This is a genomic window from Nakamurella panacisegetis (assembly GCF_900104535.1).
GTDB lineage: Bacteria > Actinomycetota > Actinomycetes > Mycobacteriales > Nakamurellaceae > Nakamurella > Nakamurella panacisegetis.
On sequence record NZ_LT629710.1, the window covers coordinates 2,384,965 to 2,410,455 of the forward strand.

The following is a 25,491-nucleotide window of genomic DNA, read 5'->3' on the forward strand; positions in this document are numbered from 1 at the left end:
CCCAACTGTGTGGTTGGTCAATGCCAACGTCGTCGACGTCCTCACCGGTGAGAAGCTGCGCGACCGGGCGGTTCAGATCGGTCCGGACGGTCGGATCGTCGAGGTGGCGTCGGCCCCGCCGGTCGGCGCGGCCGACGCGCAGGTCGTCGACGTCGCCGGGCGTTGGCTGCTGCCCGGTCTGATCTCCTGCCACACCCATCTCTCGGTGGTGTTCCCGTTCTCCGACACCGACGAGCGTGAGGATCCGGCCGTCACGGCGTATCGGTCGGCGACCCGGGCCCATCAGGCCCTGCAGGCCGGGATCACCACCATCCGGTGCGTCCACGAACAGAACCGGGCCGATCTGTCGTTGCGCCGGGCCGCGGCCCGGGGTTGGATCAGCGCCCCGCGGATCCGCGGTGCCGGGCGGGCGATCTCCACCGTCGGCGGCCACGGTGAGGGAGCCGCGACCGCCTACGCGACCGGCGAGGAAGAGTTCTACCGTGCGGCGGCGGCCGAGATCGCGGCCGGCGCTGACCACGTGAAGATCTTCATCAACGGCGGCCTGGCCAAGGCCGGCGAGCACTACGACTCGCAGGAGATGGCCGACGAGGAGATCCGCGGTGTCGTCCGGGCCGCCCGGGACAGCGACAAGTACGTCGTGGCCCACTCCGGCGAGTCCATCGCCATCCGGCAGGCGCTGGCCCAGGGCGTGACGTCCTTCGAGCACGCCTACCGGCTGGACGAGGAGACGGCGCGGCGCATGGTCGGTCCGGACATCTTCCTCACCCCGACGCTGTGCGTCACCCGCAGCGAGTCCTGGATGCGGGCCAACCATTTCGAGGAGCACTCGATCCAGCAGGCCCTGGCCGCGGCCGACGACCACCTGCTGAGCATCCAACGGGCCATCCGGGCCGGTGTCACGCTGGTGAACGGAACCGACTACCCCCCTGGTGATCTGGTCGACGGGGTGCCCGCCGCGGTCCACGAGATGCTGCTGATGGCCGAGGCCGGCCTCACCCCGCTGCAGGCGCTGCAGTCCGTCTCGACCCAGGCCGCGCGGTTGCTGCGGATCGACGACCACGTCGGACAGGTCCGGCCGGGCTACGTCGGCGATCTGATCGCCGTCGACGGCGACCCGCTGGACGATCTCGATGCGCTGCGCCACATCTCGCTCGTCGTGCAGGCCGGTTCGATCATCCGTGGTGCGGCGTGACCGGGGCCGGCCACCCCACCCGCCACCGCGACGGATCGCCGTGGGAGGACCGCGCCGGATACAGTCGGGCGGCCCGCGCCGGCGAGTGGGTCGCGGTCAGCGGGACCACCGCTCCGGACGGGGCGCAGCGATTTCCCGGTGACACCTTCGGTCAGGCGACGGCCGCCCTGGAACAGGTGATCGCCGCGGTGGAGCACCTGGGGGGCAGCCGGTTCGACATCATCCGGACGCGGCTCCTGCTGGTCCCGGGGGCCGACGTGGACGCGGCCTCGCGGGCCCACCGGGAATTGCTCGGCGACGTGTCCCCGGCCAATTCGGTGTATTTCGTGGCCGGATTGGTCGGCGAGGGCCTTCTGGTCGAGATCGAGGCCGACGCCGTCGTCGGGTCGGGTCGGCCCCGATGACGTGGTCCCTGCGGTTGAACAACGATCTGCCGGCGGCGGATCTGCTGCAGATCGCGCTGCTGGCCGAGGATCTCGGCTGTGACCAGCTCTGGGTGTCCAACGATCTGTACCTGCGCAGCGCGCCGGTGCTGATGGGAACGTTGGCCGCGCGCACCTCCCGGATCAGGCTCGGCATCGCGATCATGAACCCGTACTCGGTGCACGTCTCCGAGCTGGCGATGACGGCCGCCACCCTGGCCGAGGTGTCCGGCGGCCGCTTCCTGCTCGGCATCGGTGCCGGTTCGGAGGAGTTCCTGTCCTGGGCCGGTCTGTCGCGCGCGAAGCCGCTGGCCACCACCGCCCAGGCGGTCGCGGCCCTGCGGCGGATGCTCGGGCACCGGGACGTGTCCGACGCCGACCTGCCGTCCTGGTTCGGGGACCACAGCGTGCTCCGGTTCGAGCAGACGGCGCCGGTGCCGGTGTACGTCGGGGGCATGGCCCCGAAGATGCTGGCCATGGCCGGGCGGCTGGCCGACGGCGCACTGCCCCTGCTGTACCCGCCCGAGCATTTCGCCACGGCCCAAGCGCAGGTGCACGACGGTCTGCGCGTCGCCGGACGGGACCCGGCGGTCTTCGACCTGCCCGCCTGCATCTGGGTGTCGTTGTCCGACAACGCTTCCGCCGCCCGGGCGGCGCTGGCCGAGAAGCTGGCCTACTACGGTCCCTCGATCTCCCCGTACTTGCTGGCCGAGGTCGGCCTGCGGCCGGAGGACTTTCTGGCGGCGGCCGCCCTGGCCCAGCGGGGACGGGCGGCGCAGGCGGTGGCGATGATCGACGAGCGGATGCTCAGACTGGGCATCGCCGGGGACGAGAACGACGTCATCGACCGGTGCCGAGCCTTGCAGCGCCTTGGCGCCGAGCACCTGTCGTTCGGCCCGCCGCTCGGGCCGGACCCGCTCGCCGCGGTGCGGATTCTGGGCGAGCGGGTGATGCCGGCGCTCGGCACCGTGCCGCGGGTCGCGGCCTCAGCCACTCTCACCACCAACGGAGGCACGACATGACCGCACCCGCGGAGAGCTCCGCCCAGGAAGCGATCTGGGCCGCCACCCTGGACATCTACGCCGGATTTCTGGCCGCCGACCGGCCGCGAATCGACTCTCATCTGCACCCGGACGGGACGTTCTGGGATTCCGAGGAGGCCGAGCTGATCCGCGGGAAGGCCCAGCTCGACGCGGCGCGGGACCGCCGCCCGGCCGCGGGCGACGGACCGTCCGTGGTGGCCCTGGACGCGACCGATCCGGTGATCGACGTCTGGGGTGACACCGCGGTCGCCCGACACTGGCTGACCGTTCGGTTCGACGACGATGACGTTGCCCCGCAACATGTGCGGGTCACCGGCGTGTGGCGCCGGGTCGACGGTCGATGGCTGGCCGTGCACAACCACGAGGACGTTCGGGTCAGCCCTCGATGACGCCGAGCACTCCGGACTCCGCGGATCGGGCCGACCGATCGATGACGCTGTTCGACCTCCGGGTGACGGTCGAGAGCATCGAAGGCCGCTCGGTGTGCGGGATGCAGGTCGGCGACCATTTCGAACTCGACCATTCCTCCCGGCTACGGATCCCGGAGGGCAAGCACTTCTGCGTGTTCGCCCTGCAGTCGGTGTTGCCGTTCCTGGCCGCCAAACAACGGCAACTGCCGGCGGCCGACTGGCTGGAGACCGATTCGCTGATCTGCTGTCCCGACCCGGAGGAACGGCTGGTGATGCGGATCGAGCGCACCCGGACCCGCACCATGGACGCCGGCGACCTGACGTGACGCGGGGCCCGCGCCGGGTCGAGATCGGCCTCGGTCTGCAGTCGGACAAGCCGGTGGGGCAGTACGCCCGGCTGGCCGTCCTGGCCGAGAGTTACGGATTCGACGTCGTGAGTGTGTTCGGCGATCTGCTGTTCCAGCCGCCGATCGTGCCGTTGCTGGAGATGGCGCGGAGCACGACCCGGGTCCGGCTGGGCGCGGCCTGCTGGAACCCGTTCACCCAGCACCCCTACGAGATCGCCGGCCAGTGGCTGGCGCTGGATGCCGCGTCCGACGGGCGCGCCTACCTCGGGTTGGCCCGCGGAACCTGGCTGGGCGCGATCGGAGTGGCGCAGCCTCGGCCCGCGGTGGCCGTCGAGGAAGCGATCGGGGTGATCTCGGCCCTGGTGACCGGCGACGACTCCGGCCGCCCGGGCGACCTCTTCTCGCTGGCTCCCGGAGTGCGGCTCCGGTACCCGACCAGCGGCCGCCGGCCGCCCGTGCTGATCGGGACGTGGGGACCGAGGCTGGCGGCGGTGGCCGGCCGGATCGCCGACGAGGTGAAGATCGGCGGCACCGCGAACCCGGCCACGGTGGGGGTGATGCGGGAGCGGATCGCCGTCGGCCGGATGGCGGCCGGTCGCCCGGCCGAGGCGGTGGGAGTGGTGGTCGGCGCGGTCACCGTCGTCGACCGCGACGGCGTCGCCGCCCGGCGCCGGGCCCGCACCGAGGTGGCGATGTACCTGGCCGTGGTGGCCGATCTGGATCCGACCGTGCAACTCGAGCCGGCCCTGCTGGGGGAGATCAACCGGTTGGTCGATCTCGGTCGGCACGGGGCGGCCGGTGAGCTCGTTCCCGACGACGTCCTGGATCTGTTCGCCTTCTCCGGAACCCCGGAACAGGTGGCCGCCCAGGCACAGGCGCTGATCGATGCCGGGGCGTCGCGGGTCGAGTTCGGCACCCCGCACGGGCTGACCGACCAGGGCGGGGTCGCGTTGTTGGGCGCCGAGGTGCTGCCGCTACTGAGACGCTGAGCGCAGTCCGAACGTCCGGTCGATCATGTCGTCGACCTGGGCGCGCAGATCCGGCCAGTGAAATGTCGAGCGGGCCGTCCGCAGATGGACGATGCCGTGCACGAAGTTCCACAGGTTCGTCGAGACGATCTCGACCTCGCGGTCAAGGGGTGGACGGTCGAGCGCCGCGCTGACCACGGTGACCAGGGAGTTGAACGCCTCGAGGCCGATGGTCATCCCGTTCGGGCCGAGGATGGTGCCCTTGGTCGAGGCCGAGAACATGACGCGGTAGTGGCCGGGGTTGGCCAGCCCGAACGTCACGTAGCCGTGTCCGATCGCCCGCACCTGCTCCACCGGGTCACCACCGGCACCGGCGACGGCGGCGTCGAGGCACTCGGTCAGCTCGGCGAATCGCTTGAGCTTCACCGCCAGGATCAGCTCGTCGAGGTCAGCGAAGTGCAGGTAGATGGAGGTGGTGGCAATGCCGACCGCCCGGGCCACCGCGCGCAACGACATCGACGCCACGTCGCCGGTCTCGGCCAGCAGCGCGCTCGCCGCCTCGATGATCTCGGTTCGCAGGGCCTCGCCGCCGCCCCGCCGTGAGGGGGTGCGGCGTTGCGTCGGGGTGTCCGCCATGGTGCCCATCCTCTCCCAGCTCGCGTGGACGATTCCAGCCGATCTATTGACAACTGTAGCGCTACAGCTGTACACCTAGCGTCGGACCTTCCCACAACACCTGTAGCCCAAGAGCTGGGAGCTCGCCGTGACCACAACCTCCATGTCCGATCCCACGGCGCCCTTCGCGCCGGGCCCGCACCGGGTGCGTCCCGGTTGGACGCTCGTCCTGGTCTGCGCGGCCATGTTCATGTTGCTGCTGGACATGACTATCGTGACGGCGGCCCTGGCCAACATCCAGAAGGACCTGAACTCCTCGCTCGGCTCTCTGCAATGGGTGGTCGACGCCTATACGCTGCCGGTCGCCGGGCTGTTGCTCACCGCGGCCACCATCGGTGACCGGATGGGCCGGCGGCGGTTGTACCTGGCCGGCATGGCCGTCTTCACCCTGGCCTCCCTTGGTTGCGCGTTGGCCGGAGACGCGTTGACGCTCAACATCATCCGCGCGGTCCAGGGCCTCGGCGCGGTGATGCTCTTCGGGGTCGGACTACCGCTCATCGCGGCCGCCTTCCCGGATGCGAAGAAGCGGGCCGGGGCCATCGGTGCCTTCGGCGCAACCCTGGCCGCGGCCACGGCGGTCGGCCCACTGCTCGGTGGTGCGCTGGTCGATGGGCCGGGCTGGCGGTGGATCTTCCTGATCAACGTCCCGATCGGGGCCGCTGCGCTCGTCGGCGCCCGGTTCGTGCTGACCGAGTCCCGGGCCGCCGTGGCTCGCAAGGCCGACTGGCCGGGCACCATCGCGTTGTCGGCCGCGTTGGTGGCCCTGGTCTACGGATTGATCCGCAGCAGTGACGAGGGGTGGGGGTCGGCTCCGGTCATCGTCCTGATGGGGGTGACCGTCGTGCTGCTGGTCGCGTTCGTCGTCCGGGAACAGCGCACCCCGGAGCCCATGCTCGACCTGTCCCTGCTCCGGCGTCCCTCCTTCGTCGGCCCGGCGCTGCTGGCCCTGATCAGTTCGGCCACGCTGGTCGCGTCGACCAGCTACATCGCGCTCTACTTCATCAACACCCTGGGCTACACGCCCTTCCAGGCCGGTCTGCGCTTCCTCCCGCTGACCGTGGCATCGTTCCTGGCCGCACCCCCGGCCGCGCGGTTCGGCCATCGCGTCCAGACGCGCTACCTGATGCCGCTCACCGGCGCGTTGGTCGCGATCGGCCTGGCCACCATGACCGGGCTGAACGGCTCGTCCTCGTGGACCCACCTCGTGCTCGGTTTCGTCCTGTCCGGGGTCGGGCTGGGCATGAGTTCGGCGCTGACCTCACAGGCCGCCCTGGCTGCGGTGCCGATCGCGCAGGCCGGCATGGCGACCGGGACGGTCAACACCTTCCGGCAGATCGGTCTCGCCGCCGGCGTCGCCGCACTCGGGTCGATCTTCACCGCCCACGTCACATCGGCCATGGACACGCGCGTGTCCGCGCTGCCGCTGACCGTGTCCGCGCGCGACGAGCTGGCCTCCGCGGTCGGGTCAGGAGGCGGCGTGCAGGTCGCGTCACACGTCCCGGGGGCGATTTCGGCCCAGGTGGCGGAAGCCGCCCGCGCGGCGACGGCCGGCGGGGTGAACGCCGTGTTCGTCGTCGGCGCCGTGGCCGCGGCGGCCGTCGCCGTCATCTCTTTCGTTCTGATGCAGCGTGGCCGCCCGGTTGCCGGTTGAGCGACCGATGGTGCGCCCCGGCCCCGGCCCCGGCCCCGGGCCTCGGTCACGGCCCTCAGTGGCCGCGGACGATCCATTCGTCCAGGTGCGGTGCTTCGGCGCCGATCGAGGTGTCGTCGCCGTGACCGGTGTGCACCACCGTCTCGGCGGGCAGGGTCAGCAGACGCGAGCGGATCGATTCGATGATCGTCGGGAAGTCGGAGAACGAACGCCCGGTCGCGCCGGGGCCGCCGTTGAACAGGGTGTCACCGCTGAAGACGGCGCCCAGTGCGGGGAAGTACACGCACACCGCTCCCGGCGCGTGCCCCGGCGTGTGCATGACCGTGCCCTCGATGCCGGCCACGACGATGACCTGGCCGTCCGTCAGGTCGACGTCGGGCCGGCGATCGGGATGCTTCTGGCCCCACAGGTGGGCATCGGCGGGGTGCAGCAGGATGGGTGAACCGGTGAGCGTCGCCAGTTCCGGGGCGGCGTCGATGTGGTCGTCGTGGCCGTGGGTGGACAGGATGGCCACCAGCCGGCGCGGACCGATGGCGTCGGCGATGGCGGAGGCGTCGTGGGCCGCGTCGATCACCAGCACCTCGTCGTCGTCGCCGATCAGCCAGACGTTGTTGTCGACGTCCCAGGTGCCGCCGTCGAGCGAGAACGTGCCGGAAGTGACGATCTTGTCGATGCGCGCTGCCACAGGACTCCTTCACACGGGCACCCCGGGACGGGGCGCGAACAGTTCCAGTTTTTCACGGATCACCCGCCCGTCCGCGCCCATCACCCGCCTGCGCGGTCTGCGGGCCTCGCTATCGGGTAAGCACAGGCTAAGCTGACCTGGTGTCCTCGAAGCCGAAGAAGGAATGCTGCGTCAGCAAGCCGAAGTGCGGTCGCTGTCCGCTGCGGATGCTGGCCGAGGGCACGTTGCCGTCCGGCTACACCGTGAAGAAGCGGAAGCTGGTCAAGATCAAGTAGTCCCTCAGACGTACTCCGGCGCGGTCAGCAGCAGCCACTGGGCCAGGTGCGCGGCGAAGGAACTGCGTACAAGCACCTTGATCAGGTCGTCGTCGGTCCAGGCCGGTCCGTCGCTGAACAGCACCACCGCGCACTGGGCCAGAACCGACTGCGCGCAGGTGCTCTCCGGCAGCCGGTCCAGATCCAGGGCGACGCCGTGGGCCAGCATCCGGCGGGCGTTGCGGCCGGAGATCCGGAGCATGGTGCGGGACGCCGACACGTCGGTGACGGCACCGGGCTCGTCGCCCAACGCGGTCCGCAACCTCAACTCCAGTTCGGCGGCATGGCCCGGGCCGGCCAGCACCAGGAACTCGTCCGGCCCGAGAGCCAGGACGGCGTCGCTGTGCGCGTAGGTGACCTCTCCGGTGGTGGCCGGCAACGTCGTCCCCAGGGCCGACTCCACCGCCGCGGCGCCGGCCGTTCCGTGCCGCGCCCGCACCAGAACCATCGACATCAGGGGTGATTCGGCGATCCGGACCCCGGCGTGAGCCGGATGCGAGAGTGCGGCGAACTCGTCGCAGTAGGTGCGCAGCGGCGAGACCGGCAGGGCCGCGGCGAGGGTGAGGGCTGGGATCGGATCACCGTCGCCCGCCGGGTCGCCGTCGCGGCGCTGCCCGTCCGGGTCGACCACCACTGGTCCGGTCACCACCACCGGCTGCGGCACGTCGTCGACGACGACGTAGACCGTCTCGCCGATCCGGTCGCGGCCGCCCTTGAGCAGGGCCAGGGCGAACGTCCGGTCGAGGGCCGCCGAGGGGTAGGACGAGGTCACGTGTCCGAGCATCGGCACCGGGGGAGGGGGAAGCGTCGGCGTGGCGACGATCTGGGCGCCCTCGGGCAGCAGCAGCCGCTCGTCGCGGGGGAGCAGTGCGATCAGGTGCTTGCGATCAGGCCGGTCGTTGTCGGGGCGCGCATGCGAGCGCTTGCCGATGTAGTCGGCCTTTTTCTTCGACACGACCCAGCTCATCCCGAGATCCTGCGGCGTGATGGTGCCGTCGGTGTCCTGACCGATGATCGGGTAACCCTTCTCGGCCCGCAGCACGTGCATGGCCTCGGTGCCGTACGGGGTCAGCCCGACCGGCTCGCCGACCGACCAGACGGCGTCCCACAGGGCCGCCGCGTCGTGCCAGGCCACGTTGATCTCGTACGCCAGCTCACCGGAGAACGAGATCCGGGCCACCCGGGCCGGCAGGGCGGCGACCACGGTGTCCCGCCAGGCCATGAACGGGAAGTCCTGGTTGGACACGGCCAGATCCGGGGCCAGTGCCGCCAGCAGGCTGCGGGAGCGCGGCCCGACCAGGGCCATGGTGGCCCACTGTTCGGTCACCGAGCAGCACCAGACCCGCATCTCGGGCCACTCCGTCTGCAGCCATTCCTCCATCCAGTCAAGGATTTTCGCGGCATTGCCGGTGGTCGTGGTGACCAGGTAACGCTCGGTGGAGAGACGGAACACGGTGCCGTCGTCGATGGCCATGCCGTCCGGCCCGCACATCACGCCGTAGCGGATCATGCCGACCTTGAGGGTGGACATCAGGTTGGTGTAGAGCATGTCCAGGAAGGCCGGCGCGTCCGGCCCCTGGACGTCGATCTTGCCCAGGGTGGATCCGTCCATGAAGGCCACACCGGTGCGGGCGGCGGCACACTCGCGGGCGACCGCGGCGTGCATGTCCTCGCCCGGGGCCGGATAGAACCAGGGCCGCTTCCACTGCCCGACGTTCTCGAACTCGGCCCCGTGGGCCACGTGCCAGGGGTGCGCCCCGGTGGTGCGGACCGGGTCGTACAGGTCGCCCCGTTCCCGACCGGCCAGCGCGGCGAACGAGATCGGCGTGTACGGCGGGCGGAACGTGGTGGTGCCCAACTCGCCTGGCTCGACGCCCAGCACGTGCGCGATGACCGCGGTGGCCAGGACCCCGGAGGTCTTGCCCTGGTCGTGCGCGGTCCCGGCCGTGGTGTAGCGCTTGACGTGCTCGACCGAGGCCAGCCCGGCCCCGGTGGCCCGGACCAGGTCGGCCACTGTGACGTCCCGCTGCACGTCGACGAAGTGGGTGGTCAGCGTGTGCGGGTCGGCGTCGGGGTCGGCCACCAGGTAGACCGCAGCGGGCGGGGTGACCTCGGCCGGCAGGTCGTCGCCGGGCGGCACGATGATGTTGTTGCCGGTCAGCCCGGTGTCGGCGCCGACCGCGGCGCCGTCGGCCACGCAGTCGCCGGTCGTCCGCAGGCCACTGGCGCTGCCGACGACGGTGACCCGCTGACGGGCGCCGTCCGGCACGAACGAGCCGACGATCGGGTCGAACACCAGCTTGCCGCCGGCCTGGGAGTACAGGTGCACGGCCGGGTTCCAGCCGCCCGAGACAGCGAGCAGATCCGCTGGGACGGTGCGGATCTCGCCGGCTGCGTCCCGGACCAGGACGGCGGTCAGACCGCCGTCGTCGCCGGTCTCGGTGCCGACCACCACACTGCCGACCAGCACCGCGCCGGTGGTCAGTTCCGGATCGGGATCGGCGACGTGATCTTCCGGCATGCGTGGGTCGACGACGACGACCGCGGCGCCCGCGGCCATCAGTTCGCCGGCCACCCGATAGGCGTCGTCATGGGCGGTGAAGACGACCACCTGCTCCCCGGCCAGCACGCCGTACCGCTGCAGGTAGACCCGCACGGACTCGGCCAGCATGACGCCGGGAACGTCGTTGCCGGCGAAGACGATCGGGCGTTCGTGCGCGCCGGTGGCCAGCACCACCCGGCCGGACCGGATCCGCCAGATCCGTTCCCGCACCGCGCCGTCCGTCGATTCCGCGCTCAGGTGGCCGGTGCGACGCTCAACGGCGATCAGGAAGTTGTCGTCGTAGTACCCGGTGACCGTGGTGCGCTGCAGGTGGACCACGTTCCGCATCCCGGCCAGCTCGCCGACGATGCTGTCGGCCCAGGCCATCTCGGTCCGCGTGAGCAGGGCGCCGCCGGCCTTCGGGCGCTCGTCGATCAGCAGCACCCGCTCCCCGCTCTTGCCGGCGGTCAACGCGGCCGCGAGGCCGGCCGGGCCGGCCCCGACGATCGTCACCTCGCAGTGGTGGTGGATCGCGTCGTAGGCGTGCGGGTCCCCGTCGGCGGCCAGCCGGCCCTGCCCGAAGATGCCGCGCGCGTCCAGACCGTCCACTGCTTCGACGGTGGTGGCGGTGAGCATCGGCTCCGGGAAAGGCTTCTCGACCTGGATGACTGCGGTGGCCTCCTCCGGGCCGGCGGAGGAGATGCCGCGGGGGCGGCCCAGCATCACCGAATGCCCGGCGATCTGGACCCCCGAGGCCAGCATCGCCGAGGCCAGGGTGTCCCCGTCGAAGGCGTCGAGCACCTGCCCGTCGAAGGTGACGCTCAGCGGTCGGCGGCGGTTGATCCGGCCGCCGGAGGCGAGTCGACTGGACGTCATGCGGATGCTCCTGAACGGTCGAGAACGGGCTGCGGTTCACCGGTGCGGTAGACGGCCAGGAACTCGTAGGTCGCGGTGTCGCGGACGGCATTGAACCAACGGCGGCAACCGGCGGCGTGCACCCAGCGTTCGGCGAACGGGCCCTTCGGGTTGTCCCGGAAGAACAGGAATTGTGCCCACTGTTCCTCGGACATGGAGGCACCGCCGTCGGCCGGATAGGCGACGTGCGCCTGTCCGCCGTAGTGGAACTCGTTCTCGTTGCGGGGCCCGCATTCCGGGCAGTCGATCAGCATCATGATGGCTCCTACAGATAAGGCGCGACGGACGGTCAGTGGGCGACGGCGGCCGCGCCGTGCTCGTCGACGAGACGGCCGGTGGTGAACCGTTCCAGCGAGAATTCCCGCATCAGTTCCGGCACCTCGCCGGTGGCGATCAGCTCGGCCATCTGGTGTCCGACCCCGGGTGTGGCCTTGAAACCGCCGGTGCCCCAACCACAGTTGACGTAGAGGTTCTCCACCGGGGTCAGGCCCATGATGGCCGACGCGTCCGGGGTGGTGTCGACGATGCCGCCCCAGGTGCGCAACACATGGGCGCGGGCGAAGATCGGGAAGAGCTCGACGGCGGCCGACATCTGCCGTTCGATGACGTGGAACGAGCCCCGCTGCCCGTAGCCGTTGTAGGAGTCGACGCCGGCGCCCATCACCAGCTCACCCTTGTGGGCCTGGGAGACGTACACATGCACGGCGTTCGACATGACGACCGTCGGGTGCACTGGCTCCAGAAGCTCGGACACCAAGGCCTGCAACGGATGTGACTGGACCGGCAGCCGGAAACCGGCCATCGCGGCCAGCACCGAGGAATGCCCGGCCCCGACCATCGCGACGCGGTCGGCGGTGATGGGGCCCCGCGAGGTCTGCACCGCGGTCGCCCGACCGGCGACGATGTCGATCCCGGTCACCTCGCAGTTCTGGATCAGGTCGATCCCGGCCGCGTCGGCGCTCCGGGCGAAACCCCAGGCCACGTAGTCGTGCTTGGCGATACCCCCGCGCGGCTGGTAGGTGCCCCCCAGCACCGGATACCGGATGTTGTCCTCGATGTTCAGGATCGGGCAGATGTCCTTGGCGCCCTTGGCATCCACCCACTCGGCGTCGATGCCGTTCAACCGGTTGGCGGCCACTCGCCGCCGCGAGTCGCGGATGTCGGTGAGCGAGTGATCCAGGTTCAGCACGCCGCGCTGGGAGAACAGGATCGGATAGTCCAGGTCCTCGTCCAGGTGCTCCCAGAGCTTCAGCGCGTGCTCGTAGATCCCGGCGCTGGCGTCCCACAGGTAGTTCGACCGGATGATGGTGGTGTTGCGGGCCATGTTGCCGCCGGCCAGCCACCCCTTCTCCAGCACCGCCACATCGGTGATCCCGCGCCGGGCCAGGTAGTGGGCGGTGGCCAGACCATGGCCACCGCCTCCAATGATGACGACCTGGTAGTGACGCTTCGGTTCCGGGTTCCGCCAGAGGAATTCCGGGTGCTGCGGGAGATCGGCTCCGGGCGGAGTCTGGACCGGGGTGGGCGTCACTGATCGGTTCCTTCTCAGTACGTGAGGTCTGGGTACAGGGGGTGCGCCTCGGCCAGGGCGGCGACGCGAGCCTTGAGACCGGTGGCCAGCTCGTCGTCCAGGTCGCCGACGCCGGCGGTGAGCGCGGCCGCGATGATGTCGGCCACCTCGGCGAAGTCCTCGTCGCCGAAGCCACGGGTGGCCAGGGCCGGCGTGCCGATCCGAAGGCCGGACGTCACCATCGGCGGGCGCGGATCGAACGGGACGGCGTTGCGGTTGACCGTGATGCCGACCGAGTGCAGGCGGTCCTCGGCGGTCTTGCCGTCCAGGTCGGAGTTGCGCAGGTCGACCAGCACCAGGTGCACGTCGGTGCCGCCGGTCAGCACGGTCACGCCGGCCGCGGTGACGTCATCGGCCACCAGGCGTTCGGCCAGGATCGAGGCGCCCCGGACGGTACGGCCGGCGCGTTCGGTGAACGCGGGGTCGGCCGCCATCTTGAACGCCACCGCCTTGGCCGCGATCACGTGCTCCAGCGGGCCGCCCTGCTGACCGGGGAAGACCGCCGAGTTGATCTTCTTGGCCAGGTCGGCGTCGTTGGTCAGGATGACCCCGCCGCGCGGGCCGCCCAGCGTCTTGTGGGTGGTGGTGGTGGTGACGTGCGCGTAGGGCACCGGCGACGGGTGCAGGCCGGCCGCGACCAGGCCGGCGAAGTGGGCCATGTCGACCATCAGGTACGCACCGACCTCGTCGGCGATCTGCCGGAACCGGGCGAAGTCGAGCTGCCGGGGGTAGGCCGACCAGCCGGCGATGATGAGCTTCGGCTGGTGCGCCTTGGCCAGGCGTTCCACCTCGTCCATGTCGACGCGGTAGTCCTCCTTGGACACCTCGTAGGCGGCCACGTTGTAGAGCAGGCCGGAGAAGTTGATCCGCATGCCGTGGGTCAGGTGGCCACCGTGGGCCAGGGACAGACCGAGAATGGTGTCGCCCGGCTTGATCAGGGCCTGCATGGCGGCGGCGTTGGCCTGGGCTCCGGAGTGCGGCTGCACGTTGGCGAACCCGGCGCCGAACAGGGCCTTGATCCGGTCGATGGCCAGCTTCTCGATGACGTCGACGAACTCGCAGCCGCCGTAGTAGCGCCGGCCCGGGTAGCCCTCGGCGTACTTGTTGGTCAGCACACTGCCCTGCGCCTGCATGGCCGCCACGGACGCGAAGTTCTCGCTGGCGATCATCTCGAGGGTGTTCTGCTGACGGTGCAGCTCGTTGGCGATCTGGGCCGCGACCTCGGGGTCGGCCTGGGCCAGGCCGGCGTTCAGTCCCGGCCAGGCCATGGACGTCTCTGCACTGCTGTCAACGGTGGTCGTCATGACGACTTCTCCCTGGTCGTGCGTCCCGGTCGGAGGAGTCGGTGACGCGGTCGGCGGAAGCGGGAGCCGATCGCCCGCATCCGATGTCCACCGTAGTGAGCACCCCCTGGATTCTCAGCATCGGATCTTCTTCATCTCCGGGTCGAAGGCCGGCTCGGCGGTGACGACCGCGCGGTACCGGTCGCCGAAGTAGCCGATCTCGACGCTGGTGCCCGGCGCGGTGTACCCGGCCGGCAACCACGCGTAGGCCAGGGGCGTGCCCAGGGTGTAGGCGTACGCGGCGGACGTGACGTAGCCGATCGCCCGCCCCTCCTGGCGTGGATCAACTTCGTCGGCATGGCCGAACTTGTCGACTTCTGTCCCACGGGTCCCATTCGGGCCAAGTTGATCCATGCCAACGGCATAGACGGGCTCGGAGCCGATGACGATGTCGTTCTCGCCCTCGATGGTCAACAGGCAGAGCCGCTTCCCGTCGTCCTCCCGGGTGAGCAGGGCGTCCTTGCCGAGGAAGTCCTGGTCCATCTTCACCGCAAAGTCGACCCCGGCCTGGACCGGGGTGTGCTCGTCGGTCATGTCGCCGCCGAAGCTCCGGTAGCCCTTCTCGATGCGCAGCGCGTTGAACGCACCGCGACCGGCGGCGATGATGCCGTGCTCGGCCCCGGCCTTCATCAGCAGGTCCCAGAGCACCAGGCCCTGGTCGGCCGTGGTGTACAGCTCCCACCCCAGCTCGCCCACGTAGGAAAGCCGCATTGCGGTGACCTCGATGGTTCCCAGGAACGCCTGCTTGGCCCGGAAGTACTTGAACCCGGCGTTGGAGAAGTCGGTGTCGGTCAGCGGCTGCACCACGTCGCGGGCCTTCGGGCCCCAGATGCCGATGCAGCAGGTGCCCGCGGTGATGTCCCGGACCTGGACCGCGGAGCCGTCGGGCAGGTGCCGCCGCATCCAGTCCAGGTCGATCGCGCCGTTGGCGCCGACCTGGTAGTGCTCTTCGCCCAGCCGGGCCACGGTGACGTCGGACCGGATACCGCCGTCGATGTCGAGCATCAGGCAGTAGGTGACCGACCCGACCGACTTGGCCATCTTCCCGGTGACCAGGCTCTGTAGGAACTCGGTCGCCCCGGCCCCGGTCACCTCGATCCGCTTCAGGGCGGTCATGTCGTAGATCGCCACGTCGGTGCGGGTGACGGCGGCCTCAGCGGCGATGGTGGGGGACCAGAACCGGCCGGCCCAGTCGCCGGGCTGCGGTATGTGCCAACCGGTGTTGCGGTCGCTGGTCACCAGGGCGTCGTTCGCGGCGTACCAGTGCGGCCGTTCCCAGCCGTTGGCCTCCAGCATCACGCCGCCGAGTTCGAGTTCGCGGGCGTAGAACGGCGAGGTGCGCAGCGGCCGGGAATGCTCCATCGGCTGCAGCGGATGCAGGATGTCGTAGACCTCGACGAAGTTCTGGCAGTCCTTGGCCTCGATGTAGGCCGGGGCGAGTTGGTGGCGCTCGAACCGGTTGAGGTCGCAGGCGTGCAGGTCGAAGCTGCGCGAGTAGCCGTCGACGATCCACTCGGCCATGGCCTTGGCCACCCCGGCCGAGTGGGTGACCCAGACGGCCTCGGCCGTCCAGAACCCGTCGATGCTCGCGTGCGGGCCGAGCAGCGGCATGTTGTCGGTGGTGAAGGAGAAGACGCCGTTGAACGCGTTCTTCAGCTCCAGCTCGCCGAGACTCGGCAGGATCCGGGCCGTCTCGGCCAGCGGAAACTCGAAGTCCTCCGGGGTGAAATCCAGGACGGACGGCTGACCGCCAGCCGCGGCCGCGTCCTTCCAGGACGCGAGATCGGTTGACCTGACCGGCATCGGGCGATGCCGATAGGAGCCGATGCCCAGGCCGGTGCCGTTCTCCCGGTAGTACAGGTCGGCGTCCTGGTGGCGCAGGACCGGGCGGACCGCCTCGCTGGTCCGGCCGGCCAGGTCGTTCACCGGACCGGTCCAGGCGAACTGGTGGGCCAGCGGGGTCAGCGCGAGCGTCTGGCCGACCATGGCGGCCACCTTCGGGCCCCAGATGCCGGCGCAGCAGACCACGATGTCGGCGCGGATGTCGCCCTGATCGGTGCGTACACCGGTCACCCGGTTGCCGGTGACCAGAACGTCCAGCACCTCGTGGTGCGGCAGAACGGTTGCGCCCCTTGACCTTGCCCGGTCCAGCTGGGCGGCCACGGCGCGGACCGCCTTGGCGATGCCGTCGTCGGCGACGTACAGGCCGCCGTGCACCGTGCTCGGGTCGAGCAGGTCCCAGGTCCTGACCGTCTCCCGGGCGTCCAGCAGGCGGGCGCCGGGCACCCCCCAGGACTGCGTGTACCCGTAGCGCCGCTCGAGTTCCAGCGCCCGCTCGGGCGTGGTGGCGATCTCCAGGCCACCGACCGCGAGATAGCACGAATCACCCTGGTGGACAAGGGATTTGAACTTGTTCACGGTATACATGGCGAACTCGCTCATCACCTTGCTGCCGTTGGTCTGGAAGACCACGCCGGGCGCGTGCGAGGTGGACCCGCCGGACACCGGCAGCGGACCACCGTCGACGACGGTGACGTCCGTCCAGCCCCGTTCGGTGATCTCGTCGGCCAGACTGGCCCCGACGATGCCGCCGCCGATGATGACGACCGCTGGCTGTGCGAACGACGGCTGGGCCATCTGTCCTCCGGTTTCGTAATACGCAACTAGATGCGCTCTATGCAACAGCCTGGCCCGAGTCGTGGGCGACTGTCAAGGGGTGGAAAGCCAGTACTGGTCCGATATTTGAGCAATTCGGCGATCGGCCGGGCCGACCACCTCCTGCTGGGCCGATCAACTCCGCTGGGCCGATCAACTCCGCTGAGCCGGTCACGCTGCTGAGCCGGTCGACCCTACTGGGTCGATCAACACTTGCTGGGCCGATCAGCACCTGCAGTGGTGACGACGGCGATGCGCCGTCACCACTGCGCTGCTGATGAGGCCGAGTGACGCGGGCGGTGATGGGATCCGCCCGCGTCACCCGAGTTCGGTGTGCCCTACTTGCCGAGCCAGGCGTTGACCTTGGCCGGGTTGGCGTCGATCCACTTCTTGGCGGCCGCTTCCGGCGTCATCTTGTCGGCGGTGATGTACTTCGCGACCAGGTTCTGGTCGTCGTTGGTCCAGTTGAAGTTCTTGATCAGCGCGGCGGCCGGGGAACCGGAGTTGGCCAGCTTGGTCGACATGATCTTGTTCAGGTTGTAGTTCGGGTAGTCGCAAGCGACCGTCTTCGGGTTGCTGTCACAGCCCTGGGTCCACTTCGGCAGGTTGATCTTGGTCAGCGGCACCTCGGACAGGAACCACTGCGGCGAGTAGAAGTAGCCCAGGACCGGCGTGTTGTTCTTCTGGCTGTTGCGGAAGGCCTGGATCAGGGCCGCTTCGGAGCCGGCGTAGACCACCTTGTAGTTCAGCTTCAGGTTGGCCACCAGGGCCTCGTCGTTCGTGACGAACGACGGGTCGCCGTCGAGCAGCTGGCCCTTGCCGCCGGACTCGGAGGTGGCGAACTTGCTGGCGTACTTGTTCAGGTTCTGCCAGTTGGTGATGTCCGGGAACATCTTCAACGTGGCCGGGGTGACGTACCAGCCGATCTGGCCCAGGTTGCCGGTCAGGCCGGCATCGACGGCGACCTTCTGCTGGGTGATGTACTTCGCGGCCAGATCCTCGTGGCCCCAGTTCTCCATGATGACGTCGATCTGCCCACTGGCGAAGCCTTGCCAGGACAGTTGCTCGGCCAGTGCCTTCTGGTTGACCTTGCACTTCAGGTCGTTCTCCAGGATGTACGTGACGACGGCGGCGTCGGCGGTGTAACCGACCCAGTCGTTCATCGCCAGGTTGACTGGCGCGCTGCAGGTGCCGGTGACGGGCAACATCTTTCCCGTCGAGGCCGCTCCCGAGGCGGCCGGACTGCTGGACGCGGACGCCCCGCCGGAGGCGGCCGTGCTGGAAGCCGGAGCCGCCCCGGACGCAGCGGCGGCCGGGCTGGTGGCCGCGGCCGTCGTCGAATCGCCACCGGCCTGGTTGACCTTGGCCGCACAGGCGCTGCTGACCAGCAGCGCGAAGGCGGTGAGGCCGATCCCCATCCGTTTGACGGTCTTGGAGGTGGTGTTGCTCATGCGGTCTCCTACGGGTTGAGTGCGGTTCGGGCGGGGAAAACCGGTGGCGGCGGGTCAGGCGGCTTCGGCGATGGGACGAGCCGAGATCTTGGGTGGGGGAAGTAGTTCGGTCGCTCTGCGGGCCTTCTGGCCCGACCGGTTGGCCGCGGCCTGGGTGACGCGGTCGACCATGATGCCCAGGACGACCAGGGCCAGGCCGGCGGCCAGGCCCTTGCCGAAGTACAGCGGATTCTGCAGGCCGTTGATGACCAGGTAACCGAGGCCGCCGCCACCGACGGCCGCTCCGATCACCACCATCGACAGCGTGTAGATGACGGCCTGGTTCGAGGCCAGCGCAATGGATTTCACCGACATCGGGATCTGCACCCTGGTGATCATCTGCAATTTGGTGGATCCGGTGGAGATGGCCGATTCGATGGTGTTGACCGGTACCTGGCGGATGCCGTCGGCGACGATCTTGATGGCCGCCGGCGCGGCGTAGACCACACCGGCCAGGATCGCGGTCACCCGGCCGATGCCGAACAGACCGAGGAACGGGACCAGATAGACGAAGGCCGGCATGGTCTGGGCCGCATCGAGAACCGGCCGGATCACGCGGTCGGCGCCCTTGGAACGGCCCATCCAGACGCCGATCACCACGCCGATGACGATGGCGGCGATGCTGGCCAGGATGGTCGAGGCCAGGGTGAACATGGCATCCGACCAGACGCCCAGCACCAGCAGCGCCAGGGAACCGAGTACCACCCACAGTGCGACCCGCCAGCCGCCGACCAGGTAGGCCAGGATGACGAACGCGAGCGCGACGACGAACCAGGGCGTGTCGACCAGCAGTGACTGCAGCGGGTTCAGCAGCCCGTAGGCGATGCCGTTCTGGAAGTCCAGAGTGAGGAACGAGAGATGGGTCTGCGCCCAGTTCGCCGCGTTGCTCACGCCGTCGCTGATCGCCTGGCCCCAGTTCGGCCAGGTGGCCGGCGCCTGGGCGGCCCACATGTAGGTGCGGGACAGGTAGATGGCGACTAGCGTGAGGACCAGCCCGATCGCGACGAGCACGAGCCGCCGGCGGTTCGAGTAGTTGCCCCTGCGGACCGCGAGCTCGGCGCGCACGCTGGCCGCGGTCGCCACCCGGTCGAACACGATGGCAATCAGCACGATGGCCAGGCCGGCATTGAAGGCGGTGCCGACGTCGAGGCCCTGCAACGCATTCCGGACGTCCGACCCGAGCCCGGGGGCGGCGATGTAGGCCGCGATGACCACCATCGACAGGGCCGCCATGAAGGTCTGGTTGATCCCGATCACGATGGTGCGCTTGGACATCGGCAACAGCACCGTCCGCAGTCGCTGCATGCCGGTCGCGCCCAGGGAATCCACCGCCTCGCGGGTGGTGGTCGGGACCTGACGGATGCCGTGCGCGGTCAGCCGGATGATCGGGGGCACCGCGAAGATGAACACGGCTGCGGTGACCGAAGCAGTGCCGAGGCCGAAGATGAGTACGAACGGGGCCAGGTAGGCGAACGACGGCATGATCTGCATGAAGTCCAGCACCGGGGTGATGACCGCGTTCATCCGGTTGCTGACCCCGGCCCAGATCCCGAGCGGGAGTCCGACGACGAAGGCGAACAGCACCGCCGTGACGACCTGGGCGAAGCTGGCCATCGCGTCGGTCCACAGCCCCTGCAGCACCAGGAACACGAAGACGGCCAGGGTCAACCCGGCCACCTTGACGTTGCCGATCGCGAAGGCCACGAACGTGACCAGCACCGTGGTGCCGAGCCAGCCGATGTAGGGAATGCCGAGGCCGGTCTGCGTCTGGTAGAAGACGTTGTTCATGAAATCGCTGACGTGCTGCAGCAGGATCTGGATGTAGTTGACGAAGTAGATGAAGACCGGGTTGACGTTCTGGTTCTGGGCGACCCAGTCCTGCCAGGTGTTCAGGTTGTTGTGGATCGTCGTGGTGTCGTTGGGGGCCAGGGCCAGATTCCACCGGTCGGCGAACGCGTACCGGGCGATCACCCAGACGGCCAGCACCACGATGACGATGACGGCCAGAGCGGGGAAGGGCCGCCGGTGCGGGACCGGCGACGCGGCGGGCGGGGTCGGGGCGGGTGGGATGGTCCGGCTCGCCGCCCTCTCGCTCGTCGAGTCGCTGGTCGTGCCGGCGGACATCAGGCGACCGCCTGCGTATGTCCCGGCCGGGCCCCGATGACGCCGAGGATGTCGTCACGGGTGACGGCGCCGATGGTGGTGTCCCCGTCGACCACCCGCACCGGGGCGAGTGACCCCATCACCGCCGGGATCGCATCCCGGATGACGGTGCCAGCCGGCAGGGTGACCGAGGTCGAGAGGTCAAGGTCCGCTGCCGGTCGGGCGATCCACTTGAGGGTCAGCACGTCCGCCTTGGGCACCTCGGACACGAAGTCGGCCACGTAGTCGTCGGCCGGAGCCCCGACGAGTTCGTCGCCGGTGCCGATCTGCACGAGCTCGCCGTGACGCATGATCAGGATCCGGTCGCCCAGCTTGAGTGCCTCCGACAGATCGTGGGTAATGAAGATCATCGTCTTGCCCATGTCGCGGTGCAGACGGATCACCTCGGCCTGCATGTCCCGCCGGATCAACGGGTCGAGGGCGGAGAACGGCTCGTCGAACAGCAGCACGTCGGGGTCGTTGGCCAGGGCGCGGGCCAACCCGACCCGCTGCTGCATGCCTCCAGAGAGCTGGTCCGGGAAGCGACGTTCGTAACCGTGCAGACCGACCAGCTCGATCACCTCCTGGGCCTTGGCGTACCGCTCGGCCTTGCCCGTGCCGCGGACCTGGAGCCCGTAGGAGACGTTGTCGACCACGCTGCGGTGCGGTAGCAGGCCGAAGTGCTGGAACACCATGGAGATCTTCTTGCGCCGGATGTCGCGCAGCGCCGAGGCGGAGGCCTTCATGATGTCCTGCCCCTCGAGGAACACCTGGCCGGCGGTCGGCTCGATCAGGCGGGTCAGACACCGGACCAACGTCGACTTACCGGAGCCGGACAGACCCATCACGACGAAGACCTCACCCCGGGCGACGTCGAAGCTCATGTCGCGGACGGCCGCGACGCACCCGGTCTGCTCGAGGATCTCCGGACCGGTCAGCTTCACCATCGCCGGATCGTTCGGGATCCGGTCGGCCTTGTGGCCGAAGACCTTCCAGAGATGGCGAACGGAGAAATCGGGAGTGGCGGGTGCTGTCATCACATCTCCTCGGGCAGTGGAGGAAGCTGATCGGGCCGGGCACGTTCTGGTGTTCGGCATCCCACCGGGGACCGGGGAGGAATGCCACGTCCCGGCCGGAGCCGGTACTGAACTGCGGACCGGCCGGAGCCGGACGGAGCGAGGAATATCAGCGAGCGAACCAGTACTGCGGTGCGGGGGCGGTGTTCTGCCAGATGTGCTTGATCTCGCGGTACTCGGAAAGCCCGGTCGGTCCGAGTTCCCGTCCGTTGCCGGACTGGCCGAAGCCACCCCATTCGGCCTGGGGGACATAGGGGTGGTAGTCGTTGATCCAGACGGTGCCGTGCCGGAGGGCGCCGGCGACGCGCTGCGCGCGGGAGGCGTCGGACGTCCAGACGGCACCGGCCAGGCCGTAGTCGGTGTCGTTGGCGATCTCGATCGCCTCGGCCTCGCTGGTGAACGTCTCGACGGTCATGACCGGGCCGAACGACTCGTCGCGCACCACCGTCATGGCTCGCGTGCATCCGTCGAGAACCGTTGGCGGATAGTAGTAGCCGTCGGCCAGCGGACCGTCCGTCGGAATCACGCCACCGCTCCGCAGTACCGCGCCCTCGGCCACGCCGGCCTGCACGTAGGCGTGCACCTTTGCGCGGTGGGCGGCGGAGATCAGCGGGCCGGTCTCGGCAGTCTCGTCGAACGGACCGCCGAGCTTGATCCGGGCCGCCCGCGTCACGATCTCGTCGACCACGCGGTCGTGGAGCTCGGCGGCGACGATCAGCCGGGCGCCGGCCGAGCAGACCTGTCCGGAGTGCAGGAAGACGGCCGTCAGGGAGTAGTCGATCGCCGCCTCGATATCGGCGTCGGCGAAGATGATGTTGGGATTCTTTCCGCCGAGTTCGAGCGCGACCTTCTTCACCGTGGCCGCGCCGGCGACCATGATCGCCTTGCCGGTGGCCAGCCCGCCGGTGAAGGACACCATGTCGACCCGCTTGTCGCTGGTGAGCACGCTCCCCACCTCCGGGCCGTTGCCGGTGACCAGGTTGGCCACGCCGGCCGGGACCCCGGCCTCGGCCAGGGTGTCCATCAGCAGAATGGCCGTGGACGGGGTGAGTTCGCTCGGCTTGAGCACGAACGTATTGCCGGCCAACAGCGCGGGGGCCACCTTCCACGACACCTGGAGCAGCGGGTAGTTCCACGGGGTGATCAGGCTGCACACGCCGACCGGGGCGTACACGATCCGGCTGATGGCGTTGGGGTTCCCGGTGTCGACCACCCGCCCGGCGTCGGTGCCGGCGATACCGCCGTAGTAGCGGAAACAGGAGACGATGTCGTCGATGTCGTACTCGGCCTCGACCAGTCGCTTCCCGGTGTCAAGGGCCTCGGCCCGGGCGTAGATCGCCTTGTCCCGGACCAGCAGATCGGCCGTGCGGAGCAGCATCTCGCCACGGGCCTTCTCCGGCAACGCGGCCCAGCTGCCCTCGTCGAAGGCGGCGCGGGCGGCGGCCACGGCGGCTTCGGCGTCGGCGGCCGACCCCTCGACCACCGTGCTTACCGGGGTGCCATCGGCCGGACAGCTGATCAGCCGGGTGCCACCGCTGGAGGTGGCCCACGCCCCGTTCACGTACAGGCCGCGGGGAGCAGATGCGGTCGCAGCACTTGCTGGGGCTGATCCCTGCGCAAGGCTCGCGCTCACTCCTGATACCTCCACGTCGGACGGTCACGGTCATGATGGCGACGGCGATCGAACTGTTGCGCATTACGCATCGCCGTGCTTCCTGAGCAACAGCATGGAACGGCGTGGGAGGGGTGTCAAGGGTGCCGGGGTGATCGGGGTGGCCTGACCGGCGAAGATTTACCTGTCCGTGACGCAGCGCCCCGATTGAGCTGGTGTCACCGACACATGGCCGTCACACACAGGGACCGTCACACGGGACGAATCCCGCCGGACGGAGCCAGGTAGCCCATGCGGGCCGACACCAGGGCCGCGGCGTCGCGGACGGCCTTGATCGCGCGGGGCATCCGGGTCGCCTCGAGTCGGAAGCTGGGACCGGACACCGAGAGAGACGCGATGACCGAACCGTCGACCCCGCGGATGGGCGCGGCGACCGCCGTCAGCCCGATCTCGAGTTCGTCCACCGCCACTGCGTAGCCGTCCCGGCGGACCAGGGCGAGGGCGGCCTGCAGGGCGGCCCGGTCGGTGATCGTGTTCGGCGTGAGAGCACGCAACCGGCCGGACGGGGTCAGGGCCGCGCCGAGGATCGCCTCGGCCTCGGTCGCCGATGCGTGCGCCAGCAGTACCCGACCGTTCGCGGTGGCGTGCACCGGGTTTCGGTGCCCTATCCAGTTGTGGATCTGCAACGCGGACGGGCCGGCCACCTGGTCCAGATACAGGGTCTCGGTGCCCGAGAGAATGACGATGTTCACCGTTTCGCCGATGTCGGCGGCCAGTGGCGCCGTCACCGGGCGGCTCTCCCGCACGATGTCCAGCCGCGACCGCGTCGCCCCGGCCAGTCGCAGGACGCCCACGCCGAGCCGGTAGCGGCCCCGGTCGGGCAGTTGTTCGGCCAGTCCGTGGGTCTCCAGAGTGGCCAGCAGACGTGAGGCCGTCGACTTGTGGACGCCCAGCAGGCCGGCGATCTCGGTGACACCCAGCTCGCCGTCCGCGGCCAGCAGCTTGAGGATGGTCAGGGCCCGGTCGACCGATTGCACGGAGCCGCTCCCGTTGCCGCTGCCGCTGTCGACCGCGCGGCCGTCGGGCGCGCGGCCGCTCCGGTCGGCGAACTCGGCCGGTTCGCCATGGTGGGCCGCGCGCGACAGGGCCGGTTCGGGCATACGTCGGAGAGTAGCGGCAGTTTCATCGGCCGGTGGTGGGGTGCCGCGGCGATCGCCTTCCCGCGAAGGGCGTCGCTCCGGAGTGGCGGCACGGCTCGGGCCGAGGTGACGAGGGAGATTTCGCGGTCACCGCGCCGGAACCCTTGACCGGACGAACGACAGCGAACATGCTGTGCGTTGCACATTGAGCGACACGTTGCGCGGTGTGCAACCCGAGCGATCTTCACCTGGAGGTGCGGTGTCCCCGAGTCCCGTTGTCGGCCGTGAGTTCATCCTGACCCTGTCGTGCCAGGACGGGCCCGGGTTGGTGTACGCGGTGACCGGCTATCTGGTCCGGTTCGGCGCCAACATCCTGGCCAGCCAGCAGTTCGACGACCGTCTGACCGGACGGTTCTTCATGCGCGTGCATTTCGATTTCGTCGGGCCGGTACCCGATCTCGCGGACCTGCGGGCCGGATTCGACGACGTGTCCGCACAGCATGCGATGGAGTACGAACTGGTCGATGCGGCGACCCCGACCCGGACCCTGATCATGGTGTCGAAATTCGGCCATTGTCTGAACGACCTGCTGTACCGCTACCGGATGGGCACGTTGAACATCGAGATTCCGGTGATCATCTCCAACCACAACGATTTCGCCGCACTGGCGGCGTCCTACGACATTCCCTATGCGTACCTTCCGGTGACGCCGGATACCAAGGCACAGGCCGAGTCCTGCATGCTGGAGCTCATCGCCGAGCATCAGATCGATCTTGTGGTGCTGGCCCGCTACATGCAGGTGCTCGGTGAGTCGACCAGCCGCGCACTGTCGGGAAAGGCGATCAACATCCACCATTCCTTCCTGCCCAGTTTCAAAGGTGCGAAGCCGTATCACCAGGCGCACGACCGTGGCGTCAAATTGATCGGTGCCACCGCCCACTACATCAACGACGATCTCGATGAGGGGCCGATCATCGAGCAGGACGTGGCCCGGGTCGATCACAACCTGGGCCCCGACGACCTCGTCGCGGCCGGCCGGGACGTGGAGACCCAGGTCCTGTCGCGGGCCGTCAAGTGGCACTGCGAGCGCCGGGTCATGCCCAACGGCACCCGCACCGTCGTCTTCCGCTGACCCGTGTTCGGCGTGGATCAACTTCGCAGGCAGGGACGAAAGTGACGACTTCTGTCACTTCCGTCCCAAAACACGGAAGTTGATCCACGCAGGCCGGTTCGCTCGACGGACGCAGGCCGGCTCGCTCGACGGACGCAGGCCGGTTCGCTCGACGCGACCGGAATG

General features: G+C 69.3%; 21 protein-coding genes. 9 read left to right on the top strand and 12 right to left on the bottom strand.

Annotated features, from left to right (window positions below; genetic code table 11):
- Window positions 1-7: 7 nt before the first annotated feature.
- The 6 genes from BLS97_RS10480 to BLS97_RS10505 are packed head-to-tail and all read left to right on the top strand — an operon-like array spanning window position 8 to window position 4,406.
- Window positions 8-1,195 (top strand): amidohydrolase family protein, encoded by a 1,188-nt coding sequence (locus BLS97_RS10480; RefSeq protein WP_157695347.1) that lies wholly within the window; start codon window positions 8-10, stop codon window positions 1,193-1,195.
- Window positions 1,192-1,599 carry a Rid family hydrolase gene (locus BLS97_RS10485; protein WP_090475918.1) on the top strand — a complete coding sequence of 136 codons (408 nt, stop codon included), beginning with the start codon at window positions 1,192-1,194 and terminating at the stop codon, window positions 1,597-1,599. Before BLS97_RS10480 ends, BLS97_RS10485 begins: the two co-directional genes overlap by 4 nt.
- The gene (locus BLS97_RS10490) at window positions 1,596-2,639 is read left to right on the top strand and encodes an LLM class flavin-dependent oxidoreductase (RefSeq protein ID WP_090475919.1); all 1,044 of its coding nucleotides are present in this window, start codon (window positions 1,596-1,598) and stop codon (window positions 2,637-2,639) included. The genes BLS97_RS10485 and BLS97_RS10490 overlap by 4 nt, the downstream gene beginning before the upstream one ends.
- Window positions 2,636-3,049 carry a nuclear transport factor 2 family protein gene (locus BLS97_RS10495; protein WP_090475920.1) on the top strand — a complete coding sequence of 138 codons (414 nt, stop codon included), beginning with the start codon at window positions 2,636-2,638 and terminating at the stop codon, window positions 3,047-3,049. Before BLS97_RS10490 ends, BLS97_RS10495 begins: the two co-directional genes overlap by 4 nt.
- Entirely contained in the window at window positions 3,046-3,396 is a 351-nt protein-coding gene (locus BLS97_RS10500) for a TIGR04076 family protein (RefSeq protein ID WP_090475921.1), read from the top strand. Before BLS97_RS10495 ends, BLS97_RS10500 begins: the two co-directional genes overlap by 4 nt.
- A complete protein-coding gene (locus tag BLS97_RS10505; protein WP_090475922.1) occupies window positions 3,393-4,406 on the top strand; it encodes an LLM class flavin-dependent oxidoreductase in 1,014 nt (337 codons plus the stop codon). The genes BLS97_RS10500 and BLS97_RS10505 overlap by 4 nt, the downstream gene beginning before the upstream one ends.
- Here BLS97_RS10505 and BLS97_RS10510 read toward each other — a convergent pair.
- Window positions 4,392-5,021 carry a TetR/AcrR family transcriptional regulator gene (locus tag BLS97_RS10510; protein WP_172832257.1) on the bottom strand — a complete coding sequence of 210 codons (630 nt, stop codon included), beginning with the start codon at window positions 5,019-5,021 and terminating at the stop codon, window positions 4,392-4,394. The genes BLS97_RS10505 and BLS97_RS10510 overlap by 15 nt on opposite strands.
- Window positions 5,022-5,148: 127 nt before the next feature.
- Here BLS97_RS10510 and BLS97_RS10515 point away from each other — a divergent pair, with 127 nt between their 5' ends.
- On the top strand, window positions 5,149-6,711 hold the full coding sequence (locus BLS97_RS10515; protein ID WP_157695348.1) for an MFS transporter: 1,563 nt from the start codon (window positions 5,149-5,151) through the stop codon (window positions 6,709-6,711).
- A gap of 55 nt (window positions 6,712-6,766) precedes the next feature.
- Here BLS97_RS10515 and BLS97_RS10520 read toward each other — a convergent pair whose 3' ends face one another.
- Entirely contained in the window at window positions 6,767-7,396 is a 630-nt protein-coding gene (locus tag BLS97_RS10520; protein WP_090475925.1) for an MBL fold metallo-hydrolase, read from the bottom strand.
- 140 nt (window positions 7,397-7,536) lie between these two features.
- Here BLS97_RS10520 and BLS97_RS24200 point away from each other — a divergent pair, with 140 nt between their 5' ends.
- Window positions 7,537-7,671: a hypothetical protein gene (locus tag BLS97_RS24200; protein WP_269457497.1), complete on the top strand. Its 135-nt coding sequence runs from the start codon at window positions 7,537-7,539 to the stop codon at window positions 7,669-7,671.
- A 4-nt stretch (window positions 7,672-7,675) separates the two neighbouring features.
- On the opposite strand, the gene BLS97_RS10525 is transcribed toward BLS97_RS24200, so the two are convergent.
- The 10 genes from BLS97_RS10525 to BLS97_RS10570 form a co-directional block, all read right to left on the bottom strand.
- Complete coding sequence (locus BLS97_RS10525; protein ID WP_090475926.1) at window positions 7,676-11,128, bottom strand: 2Fe-2S iron-sulfur cluster-binding protein; 3,453 nt, start codon at window positions 11,126-11,128, stop codon at window positions 7,676-7,678.
- On the bottom strand, window positions 11,125-11,424 hold the full coding sequence (locus BLS97_RS10530; protein ID WP_090475927.1) for a sarcosine oxidase subunit delta: 300 nt from the start codon (window positions 11,422-11,424) through the stop codon (window positions 11,125-11,127). Before BLS97_RS10530 ends, BLS97_RS10525 begins: the two co-directional genes overlap by 4 nt.
- Before the next feature lie 32 nt (window positions 11,425-11,456).
- Window positions 11,457-12,698 (bottom strand): sarcosine oxidase subunit beta family protein, encoded by a 1,242-nt coding sequence (locus BLS97_RS10535; RefSeq protein WP_090475928.1) that lies wholly within the window; start codon window positions 12,696-12,698, stop codon window positions 11,457-11,459.
- 14 nt (window positions 12,699-12,712) lie between these two features.
- Entirely contained in the window at window positions 12,713-14,005 is a 1,293-nt protein-coding gene (glyA, locus tag BLS97_RS10540) for a serine hydroxymethyltransferase (protein ID WP_090481900.1), read from the bottom strand.
- 150 nt (window positions 14,006-14,155) lie between these two features.
- A complete protein-coding gene (locus BLS97_RS10545) occupies window positions 14,156-16,717 on the bottom strand; it encodes a GcvT family protein (RefSeq protein WP_090475929.1) in 2,562 nt (853 codons plus the stop codon).
- A gap of 356 nt (window positions 16,718-17,073) precedes the next feature.
- The gene (locus BLS97_RS10550) at window positions 17,074-18,186 is read right to left on the bottom strand and encodes an ABC transporter substrate-binding protein (RefSeq protein WP_197676513.1); all 1,113 of its coding nucleotides are present in this window, start codon (window positions 18,184-18,186) and stop codon (window positions 17,074-17,076) included.
- 54 nt (window positions 18,187-18,240) lie between these two features.
- Complete coding sequence (locus BLS97_RS10555) at window positions 18,241-20,349, bottom strand: ABC transporter permease (RefSeq protein ID WP_090475930.1); 2,109 nt, start codon at window positions 20,347-20,349, stop codon at window positions 18,241-18,243.
- Complete coding sequence (locus BLS97_RS24205; protein ID WP_090475931.1) at window positions 20,349-21,404, bottom strand: quaternary amine ABC transporter ATP-binding protein; 1,056 nt, start codon at window positions 21,402-21,404, stop codon at window positions 20,349-20,351. The genes BLS97_RS10555 and BLS97_RS24205 overlap by 1 nt, the downstream gene beginning before the upstream one ends.
- A 148-nt stretch (window positions 21,405-21,552) precedes the next feature.
- A complete protein-coding gene (locus BLS97_RS10565; RefSeq protein ID WP_090481906.1) occupies window positions 21,553-23,010 on the bottom strand; it encodes an aldehyde dehydrogenase family protein in 1,458 nt (485 codons plus the stop codon).
- A gap of 296 nt (window positions 23,011-23,306) precedes the next feature.
- The gene (locus BLS97_RS10570; protein WP_090475932.1) at window positions 23,307-24,215 is read right to left on the bottom strand and encodes an IclR family transcriptional regulator; all 909 of its coding nucleotides are present in this window, start codon (window positions 24,213-24,215) and stop codon (window positions 23,307-23,309) included.
- Between the two features lie 238 nt (window positions 24,216-24,453).
- Here BLS97_RS10570 and purU point away from each other — a divergent pair, with 238 nt between their 5' ends.
- Window positions 24,454-25,326 carry a formyltetrahydrofolate deformylase gene (gene purU, locus BLS97_RS10575; protein ID WP_090475933.1) on the top strand — a complete coding sequence of 291 codons (873 nt, stop codon included), beginning with the start codon at window positions 24,454-24,456 and terminating at the stop codon, window positions 25,324-25,326.
- The last annotated feature ends 165 nt before the right edge of the window (window positions 25,327-25,491 follow it).